At 74.5% G+C, this 19,935-nt stretch carries 19 protein-coding genes; 8 read left to right on the top strand and 11 right to left on the bottom strand.

Annotation, left to right across the window (positions count from 1 at the left end; genetic code table 11):
• Positions 1 to 20 precede the first annotated feature (20 nt).
• A complete protein-coding gene (locus ADK52_RS16740; RefSeq protein ID WP_053690611.1) occupies positions 21 to 737 on the bottom strand; it encodes a hypothetical protein in 717 nt (238 codons plus the stop codon).
• A gap of 117 nt (positions 738 to 854) precedes the next feature.
• Between ADK52_RS16740 and ADK52_RS16735 the strand changes: the two genes are divergently transcribed.
• Positions 855 to 1,559 carry a copper homeostasis protein CutC gene (locus tag ADK52_RS16735; RefSeq protein ID WP_053690610.1) on the top strand — a complete coding sequence of 235 codons (705 nt, stop codon included), beginning with the start codon at positions 855 to 857 and terminating at the stop codon, positions 1,557 to 1,559.
• Between the two features lie 167 nt (positions 1,560 to 1,726).
• Here ADK52_RS16735 and ADK52_RS16730 read toward each other — a convergent pair whose 3' ends face one another.
• A complete protein-coding gene (locus ADK52_RS16730) occupies positions 1,727 to 3,838 on the bottom strand; it encodes a HelD family protein (RefSeq protein WP_053690609.1) in 2,112 nt (703 codons plus the stop codon).
• Between the two features lie 313 nt (positions 3,839 to 4,151).
• Between ADK52_RS16730 and ADK52_RS16725 the strand changes: the two genes are divergently transcribed.
• Together ADK52_RS16725 and ADK52_RS16720 are read left to right on the top strand one after the other, a co-directional pair.
• Complete coding sequence (locus tag ADK52_RS16725; RefSeq protein WP_053690608.1) at positions 4,152 to 4,337, top strand: hypothetical protein; 186 nt, start codon at positions 4,152 to 4,154, stop codon at positions 4,335 to 4,337.
• A gap of 68 nt (positions 4,338 to 4,405) precedes the next feature.
• On the top strand, positions 4,406 to 5,284 hold the full coding sequence (locus ADK52_RS16720) for a glycosyltransferase family 87 protein (protein WP_078988378.1): 879 nt from the start codon (positions 4,406 to 4,408) through the stop codon (positions 5,282 to 5,284).
• Here ADK52_RS16720 and ADK52_RS16715 read toward each other — a convergent pair.
• The 4 genes from ADK52_RS16715 to ADK52_RS16700 all read right to left on the bottom strand — a co-directional run bounded on the left by ADK52_RS16715 (position 5,238) and on the right by ADK52_RS16700 (position 11,800).
• Entirely contained in the window at positions 5,238 to 6,893 is a 1,656-nt protein-coding gene (locus tag ADK52_RS16715) for a DNA repair helicase XPB (protein WP_053690606.1), read from the bottom strand. The genes ADK52_RS16720 and ADK52_RS16715 overlap by 47 nt on opposite strands.
• Positions 6,894 to 7,112: 219 nt before the next feature.
• Positions 7,113 to 8,387 carry an LPXTG cell wall anchor domain-containing protein gene (locus ADK52_RS16710; RefSeq protein ID WP_053690605.1) on the bottom strand — a complete coding sequence of 425 codons (1,275 nt, stop codon included), beginning with the start codon at positions 8,385 to 8,387 and terminating at the stop codon, positions 7,113 to 7,115.
• Between the two features lie 305 nt (positions 8,388 to 8,692).
• A complete protein-coding gene (locus ADK52_RS16705) occupies positions 8,693 to 9,286 on the bottom strand; it encodes a DUF4291 domain-containing protein (protein ID WP_053690604.1) in 594 nt (197 codons plus the stop codon).
• Positions 9,287 to 9,328: 42 nt separating this feature from the next.
• Positions 9,329 to 11,800, bottom strand: a complete 2,472-nt coding sequence (locus ADK52_RS16700; protein ID WP_053690653.1) for a helicase C-terminal domain-containing protein — start codon at positions 11,798 to 11,800, stop codon at positions 9,329 to 9,331.
• Between the two features lie 107 nt (positions 11,801 to 11,907).
• Between ADK52_RS16700 and ADK52_RS16695 the strand changes: the two genes are divergently transcribed.
• Together ADK52_RS16695 and ADK52_RS16690 are read left to right on the top strand one after the other, a co-directional pair.
• On the top strand, positions 11,908 to 12,927 hold the full coding sequence (locus ADK52_RS16695) for a hypothetical protein (RefSeq protein WP_053690603.1): 1,020 nt from the start codon (positions 11,908 to 11,910) through the stop codon (positions 12,925 to 12,927).
• 79 nt (positions 12,928 to 13,006) lie between these two features.
• A complete protein-coding gene (locus tag ADK52_RS16690) occupies positions 13,007 to 13,660 on the top strand; it encodes an HAD family hydrolase (RefSeq protein WP_053690602.1) in 654 nt (217 codons plus the stop codon).
• A 25-nt stretch (positions 13,661 to 13,685) separates the two neighbouring features.
• Here the strand turns inward: ADK52_RS16690 and ADK52_RS16685 are convergent, their stop codons facing one another.
• Positions 13,686 to 13,937 (bottom strand): hypothetical protein, encoded by a 252-nt coding sequence (locus ADK52_RS16685; RefSeq protein WP_053690601.1) that lies wholly within the window; start codon positions 13,935 to 13,937, stop codon positions 13,686 to 13,688.
• Between the two features lie 201 nt (positions 13,938 to 14,138).
• Between ADK52_RS16685 and ADK52_RS44795 the strand changes: the two genes are divergently transcribed.
• A complete protein-coding gene (locus ADK52_RS44795; protein WP_030012939.1) occupies positions 14,139 to 14,522 on the top strand; it encodes a cold-shock protein in 384 nt (127 codons plus the stop codon).
• A 113-nt stretch (positions 14,523 to 14,635) separates the two neighbouring features.
• Here the strand turns inward: ADK52_RS44795 and ADK52_RS16675 are convergent, their stop codons facing one another.
• The 4 genes from ADK52_RS16675 to ADK52_RS16660 all read right to left on the bottom strand — a co-directional run bounded on the left by ADK52_RS16675 (position 14,636) and on the right by ADK52_RS16660 (position 18,268).
• Positions 14,636 to 15,523 carry a 1,4-dihydroxy-6-naphthoate synthase gene (locus ADK52_RS16675; protein ID WP_053690600.1) on the bottom strand — a complete coding sequence of 296 codons (888 nt, stop codon included), beginning with the start codon at positions 15,521 to 15,523 and terminating at the stop codon, positions 14,636 to 14,638.
• Entirely contained in the window at positions 15,510 to 16,271 is a 762-nt protein-coding gene (locus tag ADK52_RS16670; protein ID WP_053690599.1) for a futalosine hydrolase, read from the bottom strand. The genes ADK52_RS16675 and ADK52_RS16670 overlap by 14 nt, the downstream gene beginning before the upstream one ends.
• Before the next feature lie 13 nt (positions 16,272 to 16,284).
• Positions 16,285 to 16,770 (bottom strand): hypothetical protein, encoded by a 486-nt coding sequence (locus ADK52_RS16665; RefSeq protein WP_053690598.1) that lies wholly within the window; start codon positions 16,768 to 16,770, stop codon positions 16,285 to 16,287.
• 124 nt (positions 16,771 to 16,894) lie between these two features.
• Entirely contained in the window at positions 16,895 to 18,268 is a 1,374-nt protein-coding gene (locus ADK52_RS16660; protein WP_053690597.1) for an MFS transporter, read from the bottom strand.
• Between the two features lie 380 nt (positions 18,269 to 18,648).
• On the opposite strand from ADK52_RS16660, the gene ADK52_RS16655 reads away from it, so the two are divergent.
• Positions 18,649 to 19,557, top strand: a complete 909-nt coding sequence (locus tag ADK52_RS16655; RefSeq protein WP_053690596.1) for a DUF3027 domain-containing protein — start codon at positions 18,649 to 18,651, stop codon at positions 19,555 to 19,557.
• A gap of 133 nt (positions 19,558 to 19,690) precedes the next feature.
• Positions 19,691 to 19,909: a hypothetical protein gene (locus ADK52_RS16650; RefSeq protein ID WP_078864531.1), complete on the top strand. Its 219-nt coding sequence runs from the start codon at positions 19,691 to 19,693 to the stop codon at positions 19,907 to 19,909.
• The last annotated feature ends 26 nt before the right edge of the window (positions 19,910 to 19,935 follow it).

Here is a 19,935-nt window from a genome sequence, read left to right as displayed (position 1 = left end):
GAACCGCCGCGAAGCGGATCTCATTCCCCGGCGGCGGGACCAGTGGCCGTGTGCGTGGTCGGGTCGGCGGCCGGCTCGGTGGTCAGGTCGGCGAGCTCGGCGGCCAGGTTGCGGCGGGCCGGGGCCTCCCAGTGCGCGGTGCCGTACGGGGTGCGGAAGAGGCGGGGCAGGGCGAGCAGCTGGCGCAGCACGGCGGCCCGGCCGGTGCGGAAGGCGTCCTCGGGTACGAAGCCGTACTCGGCGCGGACGGCGGCGACGTACGCCGCGTACACGTCGGGCGCGCCCGCGAGCACGGCCAGGTCGGCGTCGCAGAGCACCTCGCCGTCGGTGTCGCCGGGGGCCGGGTCGTGGGTGACGGTGAGCCGCACCAGGCGGGCCACCTCGGCGGTGCGGGCCGCGTCGATGCCGAGCTCGGGCAGGGCGCGCTCGGCGAGGGCGGCGCTGCGCTCCTCGTTCTCGGAGCGGTCGGGGCGGTAGACGGCGTCGTGGAACCAGGCGGCGAGTTCGACCGCGGCGGGGTCGGCGGCGTGCCCGGCCAGTACGTCGATCCGCGCGAGTACGTCGGCCAGGTGCGCGGTGGTGTGGTACCGGCGCTGGGGCTCCGCCCAGGCGGCGAGGAGCCGGTCGGCGTAGGGGGCGGGGTCGCGATCGGCGGCGGCGCCCGCGGCGGCGGTGGTCGCGTGCCAGCGGGCGCGCAGCGGGGCGGTGTCGGGCGCGGGGTCGGGCGCTGTGTCCATGCGCACATTGTGCGGGTGGCGTGATGGTGCTGGTGGAGGGTGGGCGGAGGCCCGTACTCTGGATATTGGACTAGACCTATTTTCCATACCAGCAGCTTTCCGGAGGAGTGGGGCCCAATGAGCAACCGTGCAGTCCTGGAGGTGATCGCCCTCGACGCGGAGGACGCGGTCGCGGCCCAGGAGGGTGGGGCGGACCGCCTCGAACTGGTCACCGACATGGCCGCCGACGGGCTCACCCCGCCGCGCGAGACCTTCGCGGCGATCAGGGCGGCGGTCGACATCCCGCTGCGCGTGATGCTCCGTACGGCCGACGGCTTCGCGGCGGGCTCGGCCGCGGACGTGGAGCTGCTGGCCGCGCGGGCGCGGGCGCTGCGGGCGGAGGGGGCGGACGAGTTCGTCCTCGGGTTCCTGGCCGCGAACGGCGGCCCGGACCTGGCCGCGATCGAGGCGGTCGTGGCGGAGCTGGGCGGCTGCAAGTGGACCTTCCACCGGGCCATCGACCGGGCGGCGGACCGGGACCAGCTGCGCAAGGCGCTCGCGGAGCTGCCGGAGTCCGCCGCGCCGGACACGTACCTGACGGCGGGATCGGCGGCCGGGGTCGACGCCGGGCTGCCGGTGCTGCTGGCCGAGGCGGCCCGGCGGGGCGAGCCGGGGTACACCGCGCAGATCCTGGTGGGCGGCGGGCTGGCGCTGTCGCACCTGCCGGAGCTGCGCGCCGCGGGGATCGACGCGTTCCACATCGGCGGCGCGGCCCGCCCCGACGGCTGGTCGGCCCCGGTCTCCGCGTCGGCGGTGGCCGACTGGCGCGCGGCCCTGTCCTGACGGCTCGGCTCGCGCCCCGAACGCCGACGGGCTCACCCGGCCGGCGTTCGGGGCACGGGGGCCGGTGCGCGGGGCCGGGCCACGGGGCCGGGGCGGCGCGCCCCTGCCCTGCCCCGGCGCGGCCCCTGCCCTGCCCCGGCGCGGCCCCTGCCCCGGCGCCCCGGCCGCTACGCCAGCGCCGCCGGCAGTGGATCCGCGTGGAGCAGCGTCAGGCCGGAGACGGCTCGGGTGAGGCAGACGTACAGGCGCCGCAGGCCCGTCCGCTCGTCCGGCTCGCCCGCCACGATCGCGGCGGGCTCGTCCAGGACCACGTAGTCGTACTCCAGGCCCTTCGCCAGCGACGCCGGAACGAGGGTGAGGCGCGACTGGGCCGTCGTCTCCTCGCCGGGCGAAAGGTACGCCGTCCCGGCCGCCTCCAGCGCCTTCGCCAGCTCCGGGATCCGGGCGTCCGCCGCGATCAGGCCGATCGAGCCCTCGTGGCCGAGCGAGGCGCGGCAGGCGTCGAGCACCGAGGCGGTCAGGTCCGACGGGTCCACGGGCGGTGCGACGACCAGCGAGCCCGGCGTCTCACGCACCGAGGAGACCGGGGCCAGCCCCGGCGAGATCGACGGCAGCAGCCGCGAGGCGTACGCGATCACCTCGCGCGGCACGCGGAAGCCCGCCGTCAGCTCCTCCAGTACCGCCTCCGGCTTGCCCAGGTGTGCCAGCGCCTCGTCCCAGCCGCGCGTGGCCCACGGGGTCGTGCCCTGCGCGAGGTCGCCCAGGACGGTCGCGGAGCCGGTCGTACAGCGCCGCCCGACCGCCCGGTACTGCATCGGGGACAGGTCCTGGGCCTCGTCGAGGACGACGTGGCCCAGCGAGTGGGTGCGCTCCACCAGGTCGGCCGCCTCGTCGATCAGGACCAGGTCGGCCGCCGACCACTTCGCCGACTTCACGCTGCGGAAGGGCTTCGCCCACAGCAGCAGCTCCTGCTCGTCGTCCGAGAGCACGCCCTGCGCGTGCTGCGCCAGGAACTCCCGGTCGGACAGCAGGCGCAGCACCAGCTTCGCCGGGTCCACGGCCGGCCACATCGCCTTGACCGCCGCCTTCACGGCGGCGCCCCGGGCCACCGCGTCCTGGACGCGGTCGTCCGGGGCCTCGCCCGCCTGCTCCATCCGTACGAGCACGGTGTGCGCGATCCGCTGCGGCAGCGCGTCGCGGGCGGCGCCGTAGCGGATGTCCCGGGCGAGGAGTTCCGCGACGATCTCCTCCAGCTCGTACGCCGGCACCCGCCACCGGCGCGAACCGCGCACCACCATCAGCGGCTCGGCGGGCGGGGTGACGTGCGAGCGGACCGCGCGGCGCAGCACCTCCGCCATGCGGGCGTCGCCCTTGACGACGGCGGTCGCGGCGGCGTCGGCGCCCCGGATCTCCAGGCCGTCGCGGGAGACGAGGTCCTCGACGGTGGCCTGCTTGACCTCCAGCTCGCCGAGGGCCGGGAGGACCTGCTCGATGTAGTGCAGGAAGGAACGGTTCGGCCCGATGACGAGCGTGCCGGTGCGGGCGAGCCGCTCGCGGTGGGCGTACAGCAGGTAGGCGACGCGGTGCAGGCCGACCGCCGTCTTCCCGGTGCCGGGGCCGCCCTGCACGCAGACGGAACCGGACAGGCCGGAGCGGACGATCTCGTCCTGCTCGGGCTGGATCGTCGCGACGATGTCGCGCATGGGGCCCACGCGCGGGCGCTCGATCTCCTGCTGGAGCAGCTTGCTGACGGCGGCCGCCTCCGAGGGGTCGGAGAGGTGCTCGTCCTCGTACGCGGTGAGCTCGCCGCCGGTGTAGCCGAAGCGGCGGCGCAGCGCGATGTCCTGCGGGTCGTTCTTGGAGGCCCGGTAGAACGGCTGGGAGACGGGCGCGCGCCAGTCGATCACCATGGGGTCGCCGTCGGCGTCGTGGACGTGGCGGCGGCCGATGTAGAACTGCTCGCCTTCCGCGCCTTCGGCGAGGTCCGCGCCGGGTGCGTGCAGGTAGTTGAGGCGGCCGAAGAAGAGCGGGGTGTGCGCGAGGTCGGCGAGGGCCTTGATCCGGTCGTCGATCTGGGCCTGGAGGACGATCGCGTTGACCCAGTTCGCGGTGACGTCGCGGATGTCGAGGGCCTCGACGTCCTCGCGCATGGCGCGGAGCGCGGCGCGGGAGGCGGTGAGGTGGGCCTGCTCGCGGGCGAGGGGACGGGTGGCGGCGTCGGGGCCGGTGCCGGTCTCGGGGTCGGTCTCGGAGTCGGCTTCGGGGGCGTGCGCGGACACGGAAATGCCTCCAGCTGCTGATCGGTACGGAACGATGCCCGCCGGTTTCCGTCCGGCGGGCGGCTCTCCCCGAAACGGCGGCGGGAGGCGGCAAGAGCGGAGATTGTAGTCAGCGGGTGGCCGGGACGCGAACGGTTTTACCGGCGGGAGGTCCCTCCGGAGGGGTAGGCCCGTACGGGTGTCATACCGGGGAGTGTCAGACCTCGGGCAGAGCCACTAGGGGACGGCATGGGCCGGGAGGAGGAGGCGGGAGGGTCTGCGGTTCCCCCCGCAGACCGATGTGATTTCCGGGAAGAAAACGCACCATGGATACATGAGCACCGCAACCTTCACCCCGATCCGGGGCGGCCGCCCTAGCGGCGCCACCGCCACTTCCGACTCCCCTCCCCGCCACCTGGTGGGCAATGCCCTGCGCGCCGCGAAGGTCTTCGTGTCCGCGGCCGTCAGCGTGGTCGTCCTGGGCGAGTACGCCGAGGACGCAGGCGTCATACGCCGCTGACCCGCGGCCCCACTCCGCCTGGCCGGATAGCGGCGGGACGTCCACGGTGATCCACTAGGGTCACGCGCGTGACCCGGAGCCTTCCTTCCAGCCCCCCGACGTCGCCCCTGGTCGGCGTGCTGGTCACGGGCTCGTTCCTCGTGCTCGGCGTGCTCTGCATCGTGGTGCGGATCCCGATCGCCGACGGCCTCGCCGCCGGGTTCAGCGCAGGGTTCAGCGCCACCGAGTGGCGGCCTCCCGCCGCGTACCCGCCCTTCGCGGCGATCCTGTTCACCCCGGCCGCCTGGCTGCCCGCCGGCGTCCTGAAGGCCGTCTTCGTGCTCGGCAACGCCGTCCTGCTCGCCCTGCTGATCCTGATGTCCTGCCGCCTCGCGGGACTGCGGGCCCGGCCCGGGCCCGTCCTGGCCGCCACCATCGCCGGGCTCTGGATGGAGCCGCTGTTCCAGAGCCTGCTCGCCGGGCAGATCAACCTGGCGCTGGCCTGCCTGGTCCTGTGGGACCTGCGCCGGCCCCGCGGCGCCCTCGGCAAGGGCTTCGCCCTGGGCACGGCCGCCGGGATCACCCTGACCCCGGCGCTGCTCATCCCGTACCTGCTGCTGACCGGCCGGATCCGGGCCGGGCTGACGGCACTGGGCGCCCTCGCCGGTACCGCCCTGCTCGGGCTGCTGGTCCTCCCGCAGGCCTCCGCCGAGTTCTGGGCCCGGCACCTGCCCGCCTCCGGCCGGGCCCTGCTGCCGGATCCGCCGCACCTGTGGGTCTGGTCCGTCCCGCTGCTCGCCCTCCTGGCCCGGGCGGCGGCCCGGCGCCGCCCGGAGCCACCGCCGGACCTGGTCCCGGTCCCCATCCCCGTCCGAAGGTCACCCCTCGGGCAGCAGGATGTCCGCGTCGTCGACCGGGCGGTCAGTCCGTCGGGCCGTCGGTCGTCAGGAGTTCGTCGGCGTCCATGATGCGGTAGGCGTAGCCCTGTTCGGCGAGGAAGCGCTGGCGGTGGGCCGCGAAGTCCTGGTCGATCGTGTCGCGCGCGACGACCGAGTAGAACCGCGCCTCGTGGCCGTCCGCCTTCGGGCGCAGCACGCGGCCCAGCCGCTGGGCCTCCTCCTGGCGGGAGCCGAACGTACCGGACACCTGGATCGCGACCGTGGCCTCGGGCAGGTCGATCGAGAAGTTCGCGACCTTCGACACCACCAGCACGCTGATCTCGCCCTCGCGGAACGCGTCGAAGAGCTTCTCCCGCTGCGCGTTGGAGGTCTCGCCCTTGATGACGGGCGCGTCCAGGTGCTCGCCGAGCTCGTCGAGCTGGTCGATGTACTGACCGATGACCAGCGTCTGCTCGCCCTTGTGCTTGGCGACGAGCGCCTCGGTGACCTTCCGCTTCGTCGCCGTCGTCGCGCAGAAGCGGTACTTCTCCTCCGTCTCGGCGGTCGCGTACGCCAGCCGCTCGCTCTCGGTCAGGTTCACCCGGACCTCGACGCAGTCCGCCGGCGCGATGTAGCCCTGCGCCTCGATCTCCTTCCACGGCGCGTCGAACCGCTTCGGGCCGATCAGCGAGAACACGTCCGACTCGCGGCCGTCCTCGCGGACCAGCGTCGCGGTCAGGCCGAGCCGCCGCCGGGCCTGGAGATCGGCGGTGAACTTGAACACCGGCGCCGGCAGCAGGTGCACCTCGTCGTAGAGGATCAGGCCCCAGTCCCGGGAGTCGAACAGCTCCAGGTGCGGGTAGACGCCCTTCCGCTTCGTCGTCAGGACCTGGTACGTGGCGATGGTGACCGGCCGGATCTCCTTGCGGGTGCCGGAGTACTCGCCGATCTCCTCCTCCGTCAGCGAGGTCCGCTTGACCAGCTCGTGCTTCCACTGGCGGGCCGAGACGGTGTTCGTGACCAGGATCAGCGTCGTCGCCTTGGCCTTCGCCATGGCCCCGGCGCCGACCAGCGTCTTCCCGGCGCCGCAGGGCAGGACGACCACGCCCGAGCCGCCGTGCCAGAAGCCCTCGACGGCCTGCTGCTGGTACGGACGCAGCGCCCAGCCGTCCTCGACGAGGTCGATGGCGTGCGCCTCGCCGTCGACGTACCCGGCGAGGTCCTCGGCCGGCCAGCCCAGCTTCAGCAGGGTCTGCTTGATCTGCCCGCGCTCGGAGGGGTGCACGGCCACGGTGTCGGGGTCGAGCCGGGCGCCGACGAGCGGGGTGATCCGCTTGGAGCGCAGGATCTCCTCCAGCACGGGCCGGTCGGTGCTGGTCAGGACCAGACCGTGCACGGGGTGCTTGGAGAGGGTGAGGCGGCCGTAGCGCGCCATGGTCTCGGCGACGTCGACGAGCAGGGCGTGCGGGACGGGGTAGCGGGAGAACTCGACGAGCGCGTCGACGACCTGCTCGGCGTCGTGCCCCGCGGCCCGCGCGTTCCACAGGCCGAGCGGGGTGATCCGGTACGTGTGGATGTGCTCGGGGGCCCGCTCCAGCTCGGCGAAGGGGGCGATGGCCCGCCGCGCCGCCCCGGCGAGCTCGTGGTCGACCTCGAGAAGCAGTGTCTTGTCGCTCTGGACGATGAGAGGCCCGTTCACAAACGTCCCTTTCCTGCGGGGGGTGGCCGTCCGGGCGCGGACGGCCAAACCTCCAGTCTGCCGTATCCGCCCGGTGGGGGGACAGCCATCGCCGCAGGGCCGCGCACGAGCCGCCGCGCGGCTCCCGCTCACCGCCCGACGCGGCGGCGTCTGCGACGGGTTTCGAGAACGCCGAAGGGGCCCGGCACGTGGTGTGCCGGGCCCCTTCGGGTCAGTCCCTTAGCCGCGGACGGCGCGGCGGCGGCGGGCGCCGAGCCAGGCGGCGGCACCGCCGAGGGCGACGAGGACGGCGGCCAGGCCGGAGTACAGGCCGGTGTTCGAGTCGGCGCCGGTGCTGGCCAGGGAGCCCGTGGCGCCGGTGGCCTTGGTGTTGTTGTTCGCGGCGACGACCGCGGTGGCGGAGGCCGAGGCGGACGGCGACGGAGACGCGGACGGCTGCGTCGTGGCGGACTTGCTCGGGGTCGGCGAGGGCGACGTGGTCGCGGTGGGCGGGGTGAGCTGGAACTTCGTGTCGGCGCCGGCGAACGGGTAGGTGTTGCCCTCGGCGAGGCTGACACCCGCGTGCAGCGTGACGTCGGTGGCCTTCTTGAAGTCCGTGTTCGGGCCGAACGAGGCCCGCAGGTGCAGGACGCGCTCGCCGGAGGCGGCGCTGAAGCCCTTCGGGATCGTCGGAAGCATGAAGTTGTAGGGGTCGGCGGTGCTCAGGCCCTCCCACTTGCCGTCGACCAGCGTCCACAGCTGGAGGTTGGGCACCTTGGCGTCGGAGCCGAAGCTCAGGTCCAGCCAGGAGTAGAGCGCCGTGTTGAACTCGCCGTCACCGGTGACCCGGTAGCTCAGGTCCATCTCCCGGCACTGGAGCGCCGGAACGCCCTTGCAGTCGCCGACGTTCTTGAAGGAGGTCTCCAGCTTGCCGGCCTTGACCGCCGGGTCCGTCTTGAAGGTCAGGGACGGGGAACCGCCCTCCGCCACCTCGTTCTGGTAGCTCGTGGCACGCAGCGCGAAGTCACCGTCGTTGGTCGGGTAGTTCTTGCCGAGGCCGATCGTGACCTTCCAGGTCAGCTTCCCGCCCGCCGGGATCTCGAAGCCCTCCGAGGCCCCCTTGCCCGCCGGGTGGAACATGCCCTGCCACTCGCCGTCCTGCTGCCCGATGGAGGACTCGGTCGCCGGCGCGGTCACGCCCTCGACCTTGAAGGTCACATCGGTCTGCTGGAGCGGGCTCGCGCCGGCCGGCGTGCCGATCATCCACGGGTGGTACGAGTGGGGCTTGTCCGAGGGGTTGGCGACCGTCAGCTCGAAGGTCTCCGTCGCACCGCCGCGGGTCAGCGGGCCGCTCGGCGCCGGGGCACCCATCGTGATCTTCAGCGCGTGCAGGTTCTCCGCGGCCGGGGCGGCGTACGCCGACAGCGGCATCAGGACGGTGCCGGCGACGGCGGCGACGACGGCGGTGGCGGCCGCGGAGCGGAGGGTACGGCGGGTGGCGGTGCGAGCGGACATGGTGGACTCCCCCCAAGGAATCACGAAGGCAGGCGAGCAGCGCAGAGCGGTGGCAGCCGGCGGAACAGACGGAAGAGGCGTGCGAGATGCCGCGGCAGAGCGCCGGGGCGGGTGGTGCTGGGTGTCGCTCTCGCGCCGGTTCGTTTTCCTCGGCCGCTGCTGCGATGAACTGATCTTCACACATCGTGGATCACCAATCCATCGCCCGTGTGTCACCGCTCTGCAACAGGGGCCGGAGGAGGCCTTCCACCCCTCTGAGCTGCGAAAACGATGCCTCGCATTCCGCTTTCCGCGCCGCGGGGCGGCTACGCGCCCAAGTGCTCCAGAGACCCCGCCGGATACGGCGTCTCCACCGGCAGCAGCGCCCGCGCCGCGGCCTCGTCGCCCGACCGGACCAGGCCGTGGATCTCCCGGGCCAGCGGGGTCACGTCACGGATGGAAACCGTCCACTCGTCGGCGTACGCGCGCGAGGCCGGCCCGGACAGGCCCAGCTGGAGCGAGCGGTGGGCCAGCGGGTTCAGGTGCAGGTCGCGCTCCGGGTCCCACTGGACGCGGGCGGGGGAGTCGCGCAGGGCCCGCTGCCAGGCCTCGTGGTCGGTGTGGGTGCCGCGTTCGTAGTGGGACAGGCAGGCGCGGCGCAGCGCGTGGTCGAATCCCTCACGGGTGATCTCGACGGCCAGCACCGTCTCCTGGTCGGCCTTGGTGGCCCAGCCGCAGCGGTACATCATCCACAGGAACGACGGCTTGATCCACGTCATCCGCTCCCGCTTCCACGCGGGCGGGAACCGGCCCTCGCGGGCCGCGGGCAGCCCCAGCGCGGGCGCGTACGCCTGGTAGACGGTCACCGTGGTGTCGGTGTGGGCGGCCCTGATCTGCCGGTCGGCTCGTACGTCGTGCATGCGGCAAGGGTGCTTGGTGGGAGCCCCTCGCCGCGAGCCGTTTTACAAGTGCTCCTCCGCCAGCTCCGCGACCCCCGTGATCCGGTGCAGCGCGTACGTCCGGACCTCGTCCGCCGTGTGGTCGTACCCCGTGACGAAGCCGCCCTCCACCCGGACCGGGGCGATGACCCGCTGGCTCGCCGCGCCGTCCGCGTTCACGTACCCGATCCACACCGCAGATCCGGTCAGCGCGGCCGCCTGCACCGTGGCCAGGGTCTCCGCCGCGCTCGTGCGCGGGAGTTCGCCCGGGACGACGGACGCCGCGGCCGGCTCCTTGCGCACCGCCGTCGCTGCCAGATCGCCCGCGCGGATGGCCCGTACGGCCGCCCCCAGCAGCGTCTCGTCCGGTACCGGAGGCCCGTCCGGCACCGGGACCGGCGCCGACCGCGCCGGCGTCCGGTGGGCGTCGGCCCGCGCCACGACCACGTCCCCGGTCAGCGACTCCGCGGCCGGCGCGTAGCCCATCGTCCGCAACCCGTCGAGCAGCGCGCCCGGTTCGGCCTGCGCCGCCAGCACCGTCGGGGCCAGGCGCCGCAGCCCCAGCCCGGCGGACCGCCGGTCGGCCAGGATCTCGTTCAGCATGCCGTCGTCGTCGCAGCGCACGTACGAGGAGGCCGCGCCGACCCGCAGGTGCCCGTGGCGCCGGGCCACGTCGTCGATCAGGTACGCCAGCGGCTGCGGAACCGGCGTGATGCTGTGCTCGGCGAGGAAGGCGTGCAGGTCGGAGGCGGTCCGCCCGGAGTCCAGGGCCCGCCGTACGGAGCCGGGCGTGAAGCGGTAGACGGTCGCCCCGCCCTTGGACTCCACGTCCGCGAGGACGGCCAGCACATCGCCGAGCGCCCGGCGCAGCGGCCCCGGGGCCACCGCCGTCAGGTCGGCCTGGAGCAGTACGTGGTCCACCGGCTCCGGGAACAGCGGCGCCAGCAGCGGCGCCGGGTCGCGGTGCTCCAGCAGCGCGCGGCCGTGCGCCGCGAGCGCGCCGCGGCCGGTCACGCCGAGCACCTCGGCCTCGGTCAGCGTCCACCGCGCGAGGCGGGCGCGCAGCTCGCTCGTCCCCCGCACCGGCCGCTCCCAGGTGAGCCGCGCGAGCAGCGCGTCGGCGTCGGCGGAGCCGCCCTCGGGCAGGGCGGCGAGGAGTTCGAGGACGCGCCGGCGCACCTCGGGGGCGGCGGAGCGGTCGAGTTCGGGGCCGAGCGCGGACAGGGTGCGGCCCTTGGCGTCCTGATCGCCGACCAGGCCGGCGGTCCGGGTGGCCGGCAGCCAGGCCCCGGCGAGGGCCGACCACCGCTCGGCGGGCGGGAGTTCCACCCAGTCGTCGAAGGCGGGGGTGGGCGCGTACCGCTCGTCGGCCTCGCCGTCGCTGGCCAGCAGCCCGGCCGCGTAGGCGAGTTCGATCCAGAACGCGGCCGCCGTCTCGGTGGCGTCCAGGGTGGCCGCGGACCGCTTCAGGTCCCGTACGGACAGTCCGCCGGCCCGCAGCACCGGCGGTCCGGCGTGCTCCCAGGACTTCACCAGCTCCTCGACGGTGGCCAGCGCGGCCAGCGCCTGCCCGGCCGCGTTCGCGTCCACAAGCTGTGGACGGTGCTCGCGGTCCGCGGGCACCGCCGGGGCCAGCGGCTCCGTCTCCCGGTGCGCGAGGCCGCCGCGCAGGTGCAGCGCCACCTCGCGGGGCAGTACGACGGTCCGCGCCGACGCCGGCAGCAGCAGCCCGCGGTCGCGCAGCCAGCGCACGGGCGCGGTCGGGTTCGGCGTGACCTCCCCGTACGGAGGCCCCCACACGAGCCGGCCGAGCACCTGGTGGGCCTCCGCGGGGGCCTCGTCCAGCAGCGCCGACATCCGCTCCGGGTCGGTGAACAGGCCGGTCAGCGCCGTCACGGCGGACACCGGGTCGTGCGTGGCGGGCAGCCCGGCGGCCGCCACGATCTCCTGGATCCGCGTCGGCGACATCCCGGAGGTGGCCTCCGCGACGGTCGGCCCGAGGCCGGTCGGGGAGGGCCGGCCGGCGGACGGCGCGAGCAGCTCGCGGGCGGTGCGGACCAGCCGCAGCCGCTCGTCGTCGCCCCACACCAGGGCCTGGTCGCGCAGGGTGGCCACGGCGCGCGGGAGTTCGGCGCGGGCGCCGTTGTCCGCGCCGCTGCCGGGGCCGCTGCCGTGCTCCCCGGCCAGCAGCGACTCCAGCACCGGGTACGGGCACGGGTCGGGGGCCACCGCGAGAGCCTCCGCGGTCTGGAGCGCGAACCGGTCGAGCCGGTCCAGCGCGCGGACCACCGAGGCCCGGGTGCCGGCCCGGGTGGCCAGCTGCGTCATGTCACCCGGCACCGGGCCGAGCAGGTCCGGGCGCGCGTGCAGCAGGGCGGCGAGCGACGCGTCGTCGCGGGCGCGCAGCGCCTCGGCGAGGGAGCGCGGGGCGCTGCTCGCTGTGGCGCTTCCCGCAGCACTGCTGGGCTCAGGCAGCTCAGGCACGGTCGCCTCCATGGTCGCGTCGGCCGGTCCCCATCCGGCCAACGGTATCCGCTGAGCCCTCGGCCGCTCCACGGGCGCACGCGCTACCTTTCCGGTGGGTGGTACGGGAGGAGCCGGGCATGGGGATCGAGAGCGACCATCTGGTCTACGAATATCTGAGCCGGGTCGGGGACTTGGCGCAGCGGCGGCAGCTGTCCTCCGCGGACCGGATGCGGCTGGTGGCGGGGTTGCGGGACGAGATCGACCGGCGGCGCGCCAAGTACGAGCCGGAGACCCCGGCCGCCGTACGGCGCATCCTGGAGCGGATCGGTACGCCGGAGGAGGTCCTCGACGGCATGGGCGCGTCGCCGGCGCCGCAGACGCGGGCAGCCACCCCCGATGCGGCTCCGGCGGTGCCGACGCAGCGGGGGCCCGGCCGGCTGCGCCGCAAGGCCGTGCCGGAGCCGCGCCCGGCGGACACCGCGCCCGCGCCGCCGCACCTGGCGGGGCTCGACGAACTCGGGGCCGACGGCGGGGCGGAGCCCGACTGGTGGCGCGTCGCGCCGGGCCCGTTCGGCGCCGGGCCGCAGGTGGAGGGCTTCGCGGGCGGGGTGGAGATCCCGGAGCTGTTCAGGAACCCGCTGGAGGAGGAGAAGAAGCCGGAGCCGTCGGCCGCTCCCGCGGGTGGGCCCGCCGCCGAAGACGGTTCGGCCGTACGGGGGCTCGTACGGTTCCTGAAACAGCGCCGGCGGGCCAAGGCGGATGCCAAGGCGGCGGCCGGTGCCGCGGCCGGGGGCCCGGAGACGGCGCCCGCGGCCGCCCCGCGCCCGAAGCCGCACGCCTTCCTGCTGCTGGCCGCGGCCGTGCTCGTGGTGGGTGCGGTCACCGGCTCCTGGCTGCTGCTGATCGGCGGCTGGCTCCTCGCGTACGCCTCGCGGGTGCTGGGGCCGGCCGAGCGCAAGGCGGTCGTGTTCGGTCTGCCCGGCGCCGTCTTCGCGGGCGCGGTGGTGTGGCTGTGGGGCCGTCTGGAGGGCCGCTGGGGCGCGCCGCTGACGGACGAGGGGCTGGGCGGGGTTTTCCAGGGCATGTGGCCCTGGCTGGCCCGGGGCGCGGCCGTCGCCTCGGCCCTCTACCTGGCCTGGCGCTCCCGCCGCCGCTGAGGCCGCGAGTTTCACTGTCCGTAAGGCGGGGCTAAGGCTGCGTTCCCGCCCGTCGGCCCCGGCTCGGCACAATGGGCGCATGAGCTCCGAGACCCCCGCCGTGCCTGCCGTGCCCGCCCAGCTGACGGTCGGCTTCGACCTCGACATGACCCTCATCGACTCGCGCCCCGGAATCAAGGCCGCCTACCAGGCGCTTTCCGCCGAGACGGGTACGTTCATCGATGCGGACGAGGCGGTGACGCGGCTCGGTCCGCCGCTGGACGAGGAGCTCGCGTACTGGTTCCCGGAGGCGGAGATCCCCGCCATGGCCGACCGGTACCGGGAGATCTATCCCACGCACGCCATCGAGCCGACGCCGGCGATGCCCGGCGCCCGCGAGGCGATCGCGGCCGTCCAGGCGCTCGGCGGCCGCGCGATCGTCGTCACGGCCAAGCACGAGCCCAACGCCCGGCTGCACCTCGCGCACCTCGGCATCGAGCCGGACGCCGTCATCGGCTGGCTGTGGGCCGAGGCCAAGGCGGGCGCGCTGCGCGAGTACGGGGCGCAGGTCTACGTCGGCGACCACGTGGGCGACGTACGCGGGGCCCGTACGGCCGGCGCGCTGTCGGTGGCGGTGCCGACCGGCCCCTGCCCCGAGCCGGAACTGCGGGAGGCGGGCGCCGACGTGGTGCTGCCGGACCTCACCGCGCTGCCGCAGTGGCTCGCGGAGTACGTCCGCACGCAGGCGGTCTGACCCGAAGGGGCGTCAGGTCCGCGCGTCAGGCCTGGGACGCGCGGGCGGCCCGGCGCTGGGCCGCGGCCGAGCGCAGCACGCCCGCCGCGGAGATCAGGAAGCCGACGCCCATCAGCATGCACACCGCCCACGCGGACGGCGGGAACGGCTTGATGTCCAGGAACAGCGGGGCCATCGTCACGAGGGTCGCCACGGCGCCCGCGATGAACACGATGCCACCGGCGCGCACCAGGCCGTCGCCGGGCCGCGCTTCATCGCCATGAGGAGTAACAGTCACCCCACCAGGGTAGTTCCCTGGCCGAAGCAGCCGACAGCGCAGCCGAAATGCGAAGAGCCGGCGAAGGACCGGGGAACGTCTTGTCTCCTGTCAAACGCCCACTAGCCTGGATACGGCGGGTCACCATGACCCGCTGCGCTGTTGTCCGGACCCGCCGCGCGGAGTGCCGGACCCCGACGAGCACAAGGACAGAGGACGGACGTGCCTACCGGCAAGGTCAAGTGGTTCAACAGTGAGAAGGGCTTCGGCTTTCTCTCCCGCGACGACGGCGGAGACGTCTTCGTCCACTCGTCGGTGCTCCCGGCCGGGGTCGACGCCCTCAAGCCCGGCCAGCGCGTCGAGTTCGGCGTGGTCGCCGGACAGCGCGGTGACCAGGCGCTTTCCGTGACGGTGCTGGACCCGGCGCCCTCGGTCGCGGCCGCTCAGCGCCGCAAGCCCGACGAGCTCGCCTCGATCGTGCAGGACCTCACGACCCTGCTGGAGAACATCACCCCGATGCTGGAGCGCGGCCGCTACCCCGACAAGGTGCACGGCACGAAGATCGCCGGCCTGCTGCGCGCGGTGGCCGACCAGCTCGACGTCTGAGCCCGGACCGAGCCCGTTCGTACGACGGTGCCCCGGCCCTCCGAGAGGGCCGGGGCACCGTCATGGGTACGTGGAGGCGCTCCGGAAGCGCTCTGGAAGCGGCCTGAAACGGCCTACGGGAAGTCCAGCGCATCCGGCGCGATGGCCGGTACCAGACCCTCCGCCGCGGCCCGCGTCAACAGCCCGCGCACCGCCGCGTAACCGGAATCGCCCAGGTCGGCGGTGAACTCGTTGACGTACAGCCCGATGTGCTGGTCGGCGACGGCCGGGTCCAGCTCCTGCGCGTGGGCGCGGACGTACGGGCGGGAAGCCTCCGGGTCCTCCCAGGCCATCCGGACCGACGTACGGGCCGACTCGGCCAGCGCGCGCAGCGTCCCGGCGCCCAGCGAGCGCTTCGCGATGATCGCGCCGAGCGGGATCGGCAGGCCGGTCGTGAGCTCCCAGTGCTCGCCCATGTCGGCCAGGCGGTGCAGCCCGTAGTCCTGGTACGTGAACCGGGCCTCGTGGATGACCAGTCCGGCGTCGACCCGGCCGTCGCGGACGGCCGGCATGATCTCGTGGAACGGCAGCACCACGACCTTGCCGACGCCCTCGGGCAGCACGTCCGCGGCCCACAGCCGGAACAGCAGGTAGGCGGTGGAGCGTTCGCTGGGCACGGCGACGGTCTTGCCGGCCAGGTCCGCCCCCGGCTCACGCGTGAGGACGAGGGGCCCGCAGCCGCGCCCGAGCGCCCCGCCGCACGGCAGCAGCGCGTACTCCTCCAGCACCCACGGCAGCACGGCGTACGACACCTTCAGCACGTCCAGCTCGCCGCGCTCGGCCATGCCGTTGGTGATGTCGATGTCGGCGAAGGTGACGTCGAGGGCGGGCGCGCCCGGGACCCGGCCGTGGGCCCAGGCGTCGAAGACGAACGTGTCGTTCGGGCAGGGCGAATAGGCGATGGCGAGCGGTCCGGCGGGTCGTCCGGCGGGCCGGTCAGCGGGCCGTTCACTGGTGCTCATGGCGTTCTCCCCAGGTGACGAGTACGGGCCCCAGGGCGCGGAATCCGGCGGTGAGCGCGGCCAGCGCGTCCCCGATCCGCCAGGCGTCGCGGTCGCGGGGGCCGACGGCGTTGGACACGGCGCGGATCTCCAGTACGGGCAGCCCGTGGGCGGCGGCCGCCTCGGCGACGCCGAACCCCTCCATGGCCTCGGCCCCGGCGAGCGGATGCCGGGCGGCGAGCCGAGCCGCGCCCGCGGCGGTGCCGGTGACGGTGGAGACGGTCAGCACGGGCGCGAGCAGCGCCCCGGTGGCCTCGGCGGCGCGGGCGGCGAGCTCGGCGGGCGGCAGGTGGACGCTGCGCCCGAAGCCGAGCTGCTGTACGTCGAGGAAGCCGTCGGGGGTCTCGGCCCCGAGGTCGGCGGCGACGACGGCGTCGGCGACCACGAGGGAGCCCACCGGGGCGGCGGGCGCGAACCCGCCGCCGATGCCGGCGGAGACGACGAGGGAGTAGTCGGCCAGCGCGAGCGCGGTGGCCGTGGCGGCCGCGGCGGAGGCCGGCCCCACCCCGCCGACGAGGACGTCGGCGGCGAGGCCGGGCAGATCCCGCCGGGAGAGGAGGTATCCTCCCCCAGACTTCGTCCGGGGGTACCCCCACGGAAGGGCGCGCGGCTCCGGCGTCACCGGGTCCGGATGAGGGGTGGGCCCGGTCAGGCCACTGGCGACGGAGTCTGCCTCCGCCGCCACCGCGGTCACGATGAGCGCGCGCACCGTCGGTACGTGACTACTTGAGCTTGACGTTGTAGGCCCAGACGGCGAGCGGCTTGCCGTCCTCGCCGACCTGGACGATGTTCAGCTTCTTGGCGGACGGGGCCTCGCCCTGGCCGCCGGTGGCGAACAGGTCGGCACCCGGGAAGCTGCGGTAGGTGTTGGAGGAGGGCTCGGTGATCGGCTGGCCGTCCAGGACCGCCTGCCACCGCTTGCCGTCCTCGACGACTTCCGGCTCGACACCGAGACGCAGGGTGTCCCCGCGGCCGTAGTCGATGGTCTTGGCGTCCTTCATGTCGGTGAGGCACTCCTGGACCTTGTCCATGGAGAGCTCCTTGGCGTCGGAGCAGACTGCCTCGGTGGACACCGACGACGTGCCGACCGTCACGGTCGCCAGCGGCGTCGGCTTGTCGCAGGCGGAGAGGAGGAGGAGGCCGGCGGACACGGCTCCGAGGGCCGCGACGCTGCGGCGGCCCCTACCCGAGAAAAGCGGTGCGGTCATGAGCCGAAGGCTATCGGGCCACCCCGCTCCGCCGCCGCACGGGGGTGTCCGTGGCCTGCCGCGCGGCGCGCGACCCGTCCCGCCGGGCCGGTTTGCCCGGGATGACCCGCCGTGCACCCCCTACCTACGCCACTCGGGGGCGGGTGGAGCCCGGATGGTGGTGGCGGGGGGCGGAAAGGCGGCCGCGGAGGGCCATCACGGTGCCCGCCGCGACGATCGCCGCGGCCACGGCCATCCCCAGGACCCCGTTCAGCGGCAGCGCGATGCCGATCGCGCCGCCCAGCACCCAAGCCATCTGGAGCAGCGTCTCCGAACGGGCGAACGCGGACGTCCGTACGGCCTCGGGCACGTCCCGCTGGATCATCGCGTCCAGCGACAGCTTGGCCAGCGCCTGGCAGAAGCCCGCCGTGGCCCCCAGGACGGCCATGAACAGCCCGCTGAAGAACACCGCCGCCAGGATCGCGACCGCCAGGGTCACCGACAGCACGGACGCGATGATCGTCTCCGGGGCCCGGGCCCGCAGCCAGGCACCCGCCGCCGTCCCGCAGGCGTTCCCGACGCCCGCCGCGACGCCCACGATGCCCAGCGAGACCGCCGCGCTCTGCCCGGCGAGCGGGTGCTCGCGCAGCAGGAACGCCAGGAAGAAGATCAGGAACCCGGACAGGGCGCGCATCGCGGCGTTCGCCAGCAGGCCGCACAGCACCGACGGGCTCACCGTGCGCAGGCCCGGCTTGCGCGAGTGCGGCTCGTGCGTGGACAGCCGGGCCCGCCGCTCGCCCTTGGCCTCGTCCACCTTGTGCGGCAGCGAGAACGCCGCGAACGTGCCCCACACGAAGATGGCGCAGGCCCCGTACAGCGGCCACGGCGGCCCGATGGCGTGCAGCCCCGCCGCGACGGGCGCCGCCGCGCCGGTGGCGAGCAGGCCCGCCAGGGTGACCCGGGAGTTCGCCTTGACGAGTGAGAAATTCGGCGGGAGCAGCCGCGGCACCACCGCGCTGCGGACCACCCCGTACGCCTTGGAGGCGACGAGCACGCCCAGCGCCGCCGGGTAGAGCTCCAGCCCGCCCGTGGCCACCGCGCCCGACATCATCACCGCGAGCAGCGCCCGCGCGAGCATCGCGCAGGCCATCGCCGCCCGCCGGCCGTGCGGCAGCCGGTCCAGCGCCGGGCCGATCACCGGGGCCAGGACGGTGAAGGGGGCCATGGTGATCGCCAGGTACAGGGCGACGCGGCCGCGTGCCTCGTCCGTGGGTACCGAGAAGAACACCGTCGAGGCGAGCGCCACTGTGATCATCACATCGCCGGCGCCGTTGATGGCGTGCAGCTCGATCAGCTTGCCGAGACCCGATTCGCCGGCCCCGTGCGCGTGCGTGGCCCGCCGGATCCCGCGCGCCGTACCGGTGAAGGGACGCCGCAGGGCACGACCGACGGCCCGGCCGGCCCGTCTGGCCGGTCCCGAGCCGTCGCGGGACGACCGTACGGGTGCCACACCCGCCATAGTGCCCCACGGACCCCTCACGGTCCCGTCCCGGCGCGTTACGGGCGCCCGACGGATCGCCGTCGGGCCGGCGTCGGGAGGTCGTAGGGGCGATGTCGGCACACGGTCTCGTCCGCGAATCGGACCTTGCATGTGGGCCCAAGGCTTCGGAGGAGGTAGCGTGCGTAGCGCGCCACCGGCGGTTGCTCTCGGCCGCGCGCCTCTTCGCTATCCCGCAGAATGGATGGCAGGTAGGTGCGCCCGAGGCCGATCGGGTGCGGACGTCGACGCGGCCCTCTGGTCCGCTCCGCCCGCGCCACGTACGGACAGGACCGACGGGTCGTTCAGGACGACAGTACGGACGGCGCACTCGTGAGACGGCGTAGGAGAGAACGAGACCTGTGAGTGCTGCGACGACGCGAAGCCGTACCCCCGACCGCCTGTGCGCCGAGGCGGTAGACCTCGCCCGCACGGCGGCCGAGGAAGCCGCCGCTCCCTCCGTGGTGGGCGAGCACGTCTCCGCCGTGGCGGAGGGCGACCGGGTCGTCACGCACTTCTTCGAGTGCAAGGACCCCGGCTACCGGGGCTGGCGCTGGGCCGTCACCGTCACGCGCGCCTCCCGCGCCAAGAACGTCACCCTCGACGAAACGGTGCTGCTTCCCGGCGACGACGCCCTCCTCGCCCCCGAATGGGTGCCGTGGAGCGAGCGGCTGCGCCCGGGTGACATGGGCCCCGGCGACCTGCTGCCCACCGACGCCGAGGACCTGCGGCTGGAGCCGGGCTGGTCGGGCGAGGACGCGCCGCCGCCGAACTCGGTCGTCTCCACCGAAATGGCCGAACTGGTCGAGGCCGAGGACGCCGACGTCACCGACCGCGCCGTGGTCCCCGTACGGGGCTCCATCACCTCCGTGGCCGAGGAGCTCGGCATGCGGCGCGCCCGGGTCCTGTCCCGGTACGGGCTGCACAGCGCGGCCGACCGCTGGGACGAGTCCTTCGGCGCCAAGACCCCGATGGCGCAGGCCGCGCCCGCCTCCTGCGTCTCCTGCGGGTTCCTCGTCGCCATCGGCGGCTCCCTGGGCCAGGCCTTCGGGGTCTGCGCCAACGAGTTCGGCCCGGCCGACGGACACCTCGTCTCGCTCTCGTACGGCTGCGGCGGCCACTCGGAGGCCGCGGTCATGCCGAAGCCGCTGCGCCCGGCGCCGCCGGTGCTCGACTCGATGGCCACGGACGAGTTCCCGCTGCGCCCGGCCCCCGACACGGGCTCGGTCCCCGCAGCGGACCTCCCGGCCGCGGACCTGGGGCACTCGTAGGGCCGTGCGGCACTCGTGGAGTCGGCACGGCCCTCGTAAAGCCGCGCCGGCCTCGTAAAGCCGCACCGGCCCCGTATGGCCGCGCCGCCCGTAAAGCCGCGCCGCCCCCGCACCGGCGGCGTACCCTCGCCCCATGGGGGAAGACGGCATGATCGGGCTGGACGGCCGGGTGACCGGGACGGTGGGCCCCGGGCTCGTGGGCGAGGTGATCGTCCGCATCCGGGGCGGCGCGGAGCACTTCCTCGCCCATCCGGCGCACGGGACGGGCCGGCTGCCGGTCGGGACGGTGGTGACCGTCGTCGAGTACCTGCCGCCGCGCACGGTGTACGTGATGGCGGCGTACGACAACTGAGCCCCGACGCCACCTGCGCGGATGTG

Source organism: Streptomyces sp. WM6372 (genome assembly GCF_001279655.1).
Classification (GTDB): domain Bacteria; phylum Actinomycetota; class Actinomycetes; order Streptomycetales; family Streptomycetaceae; genus Streptomyces.
This window is presented reverse-complemented; position numbering and strand designations above follow the sequence as displayed.

Coding starts and splice junctions, on each gene's coding strand:
- ADK52_RS16740 (WP_053690611.1), bottom strand. CDS start 737: ATGGACACAGCGCCCGACCCCGCGCCCGACACCGCCCCGCTGCGCGCC.
- ADK52_RS16735 (WP_053690610.1), top strand. CDS start 855: ATGAGCAACCGTGCAGTCCTGGAGGTGATCGCCCTCGACGCGGAGGAC.
- ADK52_RS16725 (WP_053690608.1), top strand. CDS start 4,152: ATGAGCACCGCAACCTTCACCCCGATCCGGGGCGGCCGCCCTAGCGGC.
- ADK52_RS16710 (WP_053690605.1), bottom strand. CDS start 8,387: ATGTCCGCTCGCACCGCCACCCGCCGTACCCTCCGCTCCGCGGCCGCC.
- ADK52_RS16705 (WP_053690604.1), bottom strand. CDS start 9,286: ATGCACGACGTACGAGCCGACCGGCAGATCAGGGCCGCCCACACCGAC.
- ADK52_RS16700 (WP_053690653.1), bottom strand. CDS start 11,800: ATGGAGGCGACCGTGCCTGAGCTGCCTGAGCCCAGCAGTGCTGCGGGA.
- ADK52_RS16695 (WP_053690603.1), top strand. CDS start 11,908: ATGGGGATCGAGAGCGACCATCTGGTCTACGAATATCTGAGCCGGGTC.
- ADK52_RS16690 (WP_053690602.1), top strand. CDS start 13,007: ATGAGCTCCGAGACCCCCGCCGTGCCTGCCGTGCCCGCCCAGCTGACG.
- ADK52_RS16675 (WP_053690600.1), bottom strand. CDS start 15,523: ATGAGCACCAGTGAACGGCCCGCTGACCGGCCCGCCGGACGACCCGCC.
- ADK52_RS16665 (WP_053690598.1), bottom strand. CDS start 16,770: ATGACCGCACCGCTTTTCTCGGGTAGGGGCCGCCGCAGCGTCGCGGCC.
- ADK52_RS16660 (WP_053690597.1), bottom strand. CDS start 18,268: ATGGCGGGTGTGGCACCCGTACGGTCGTCCCGCGACGGCTCGGGACCG.
- ADK52_RS16650 (WP_078864531.1), top strand. CDS start 19,691: ATGGGGGAAGACGGCATGATCGGGCTGGACGGCCGGGTGACCGGGACG.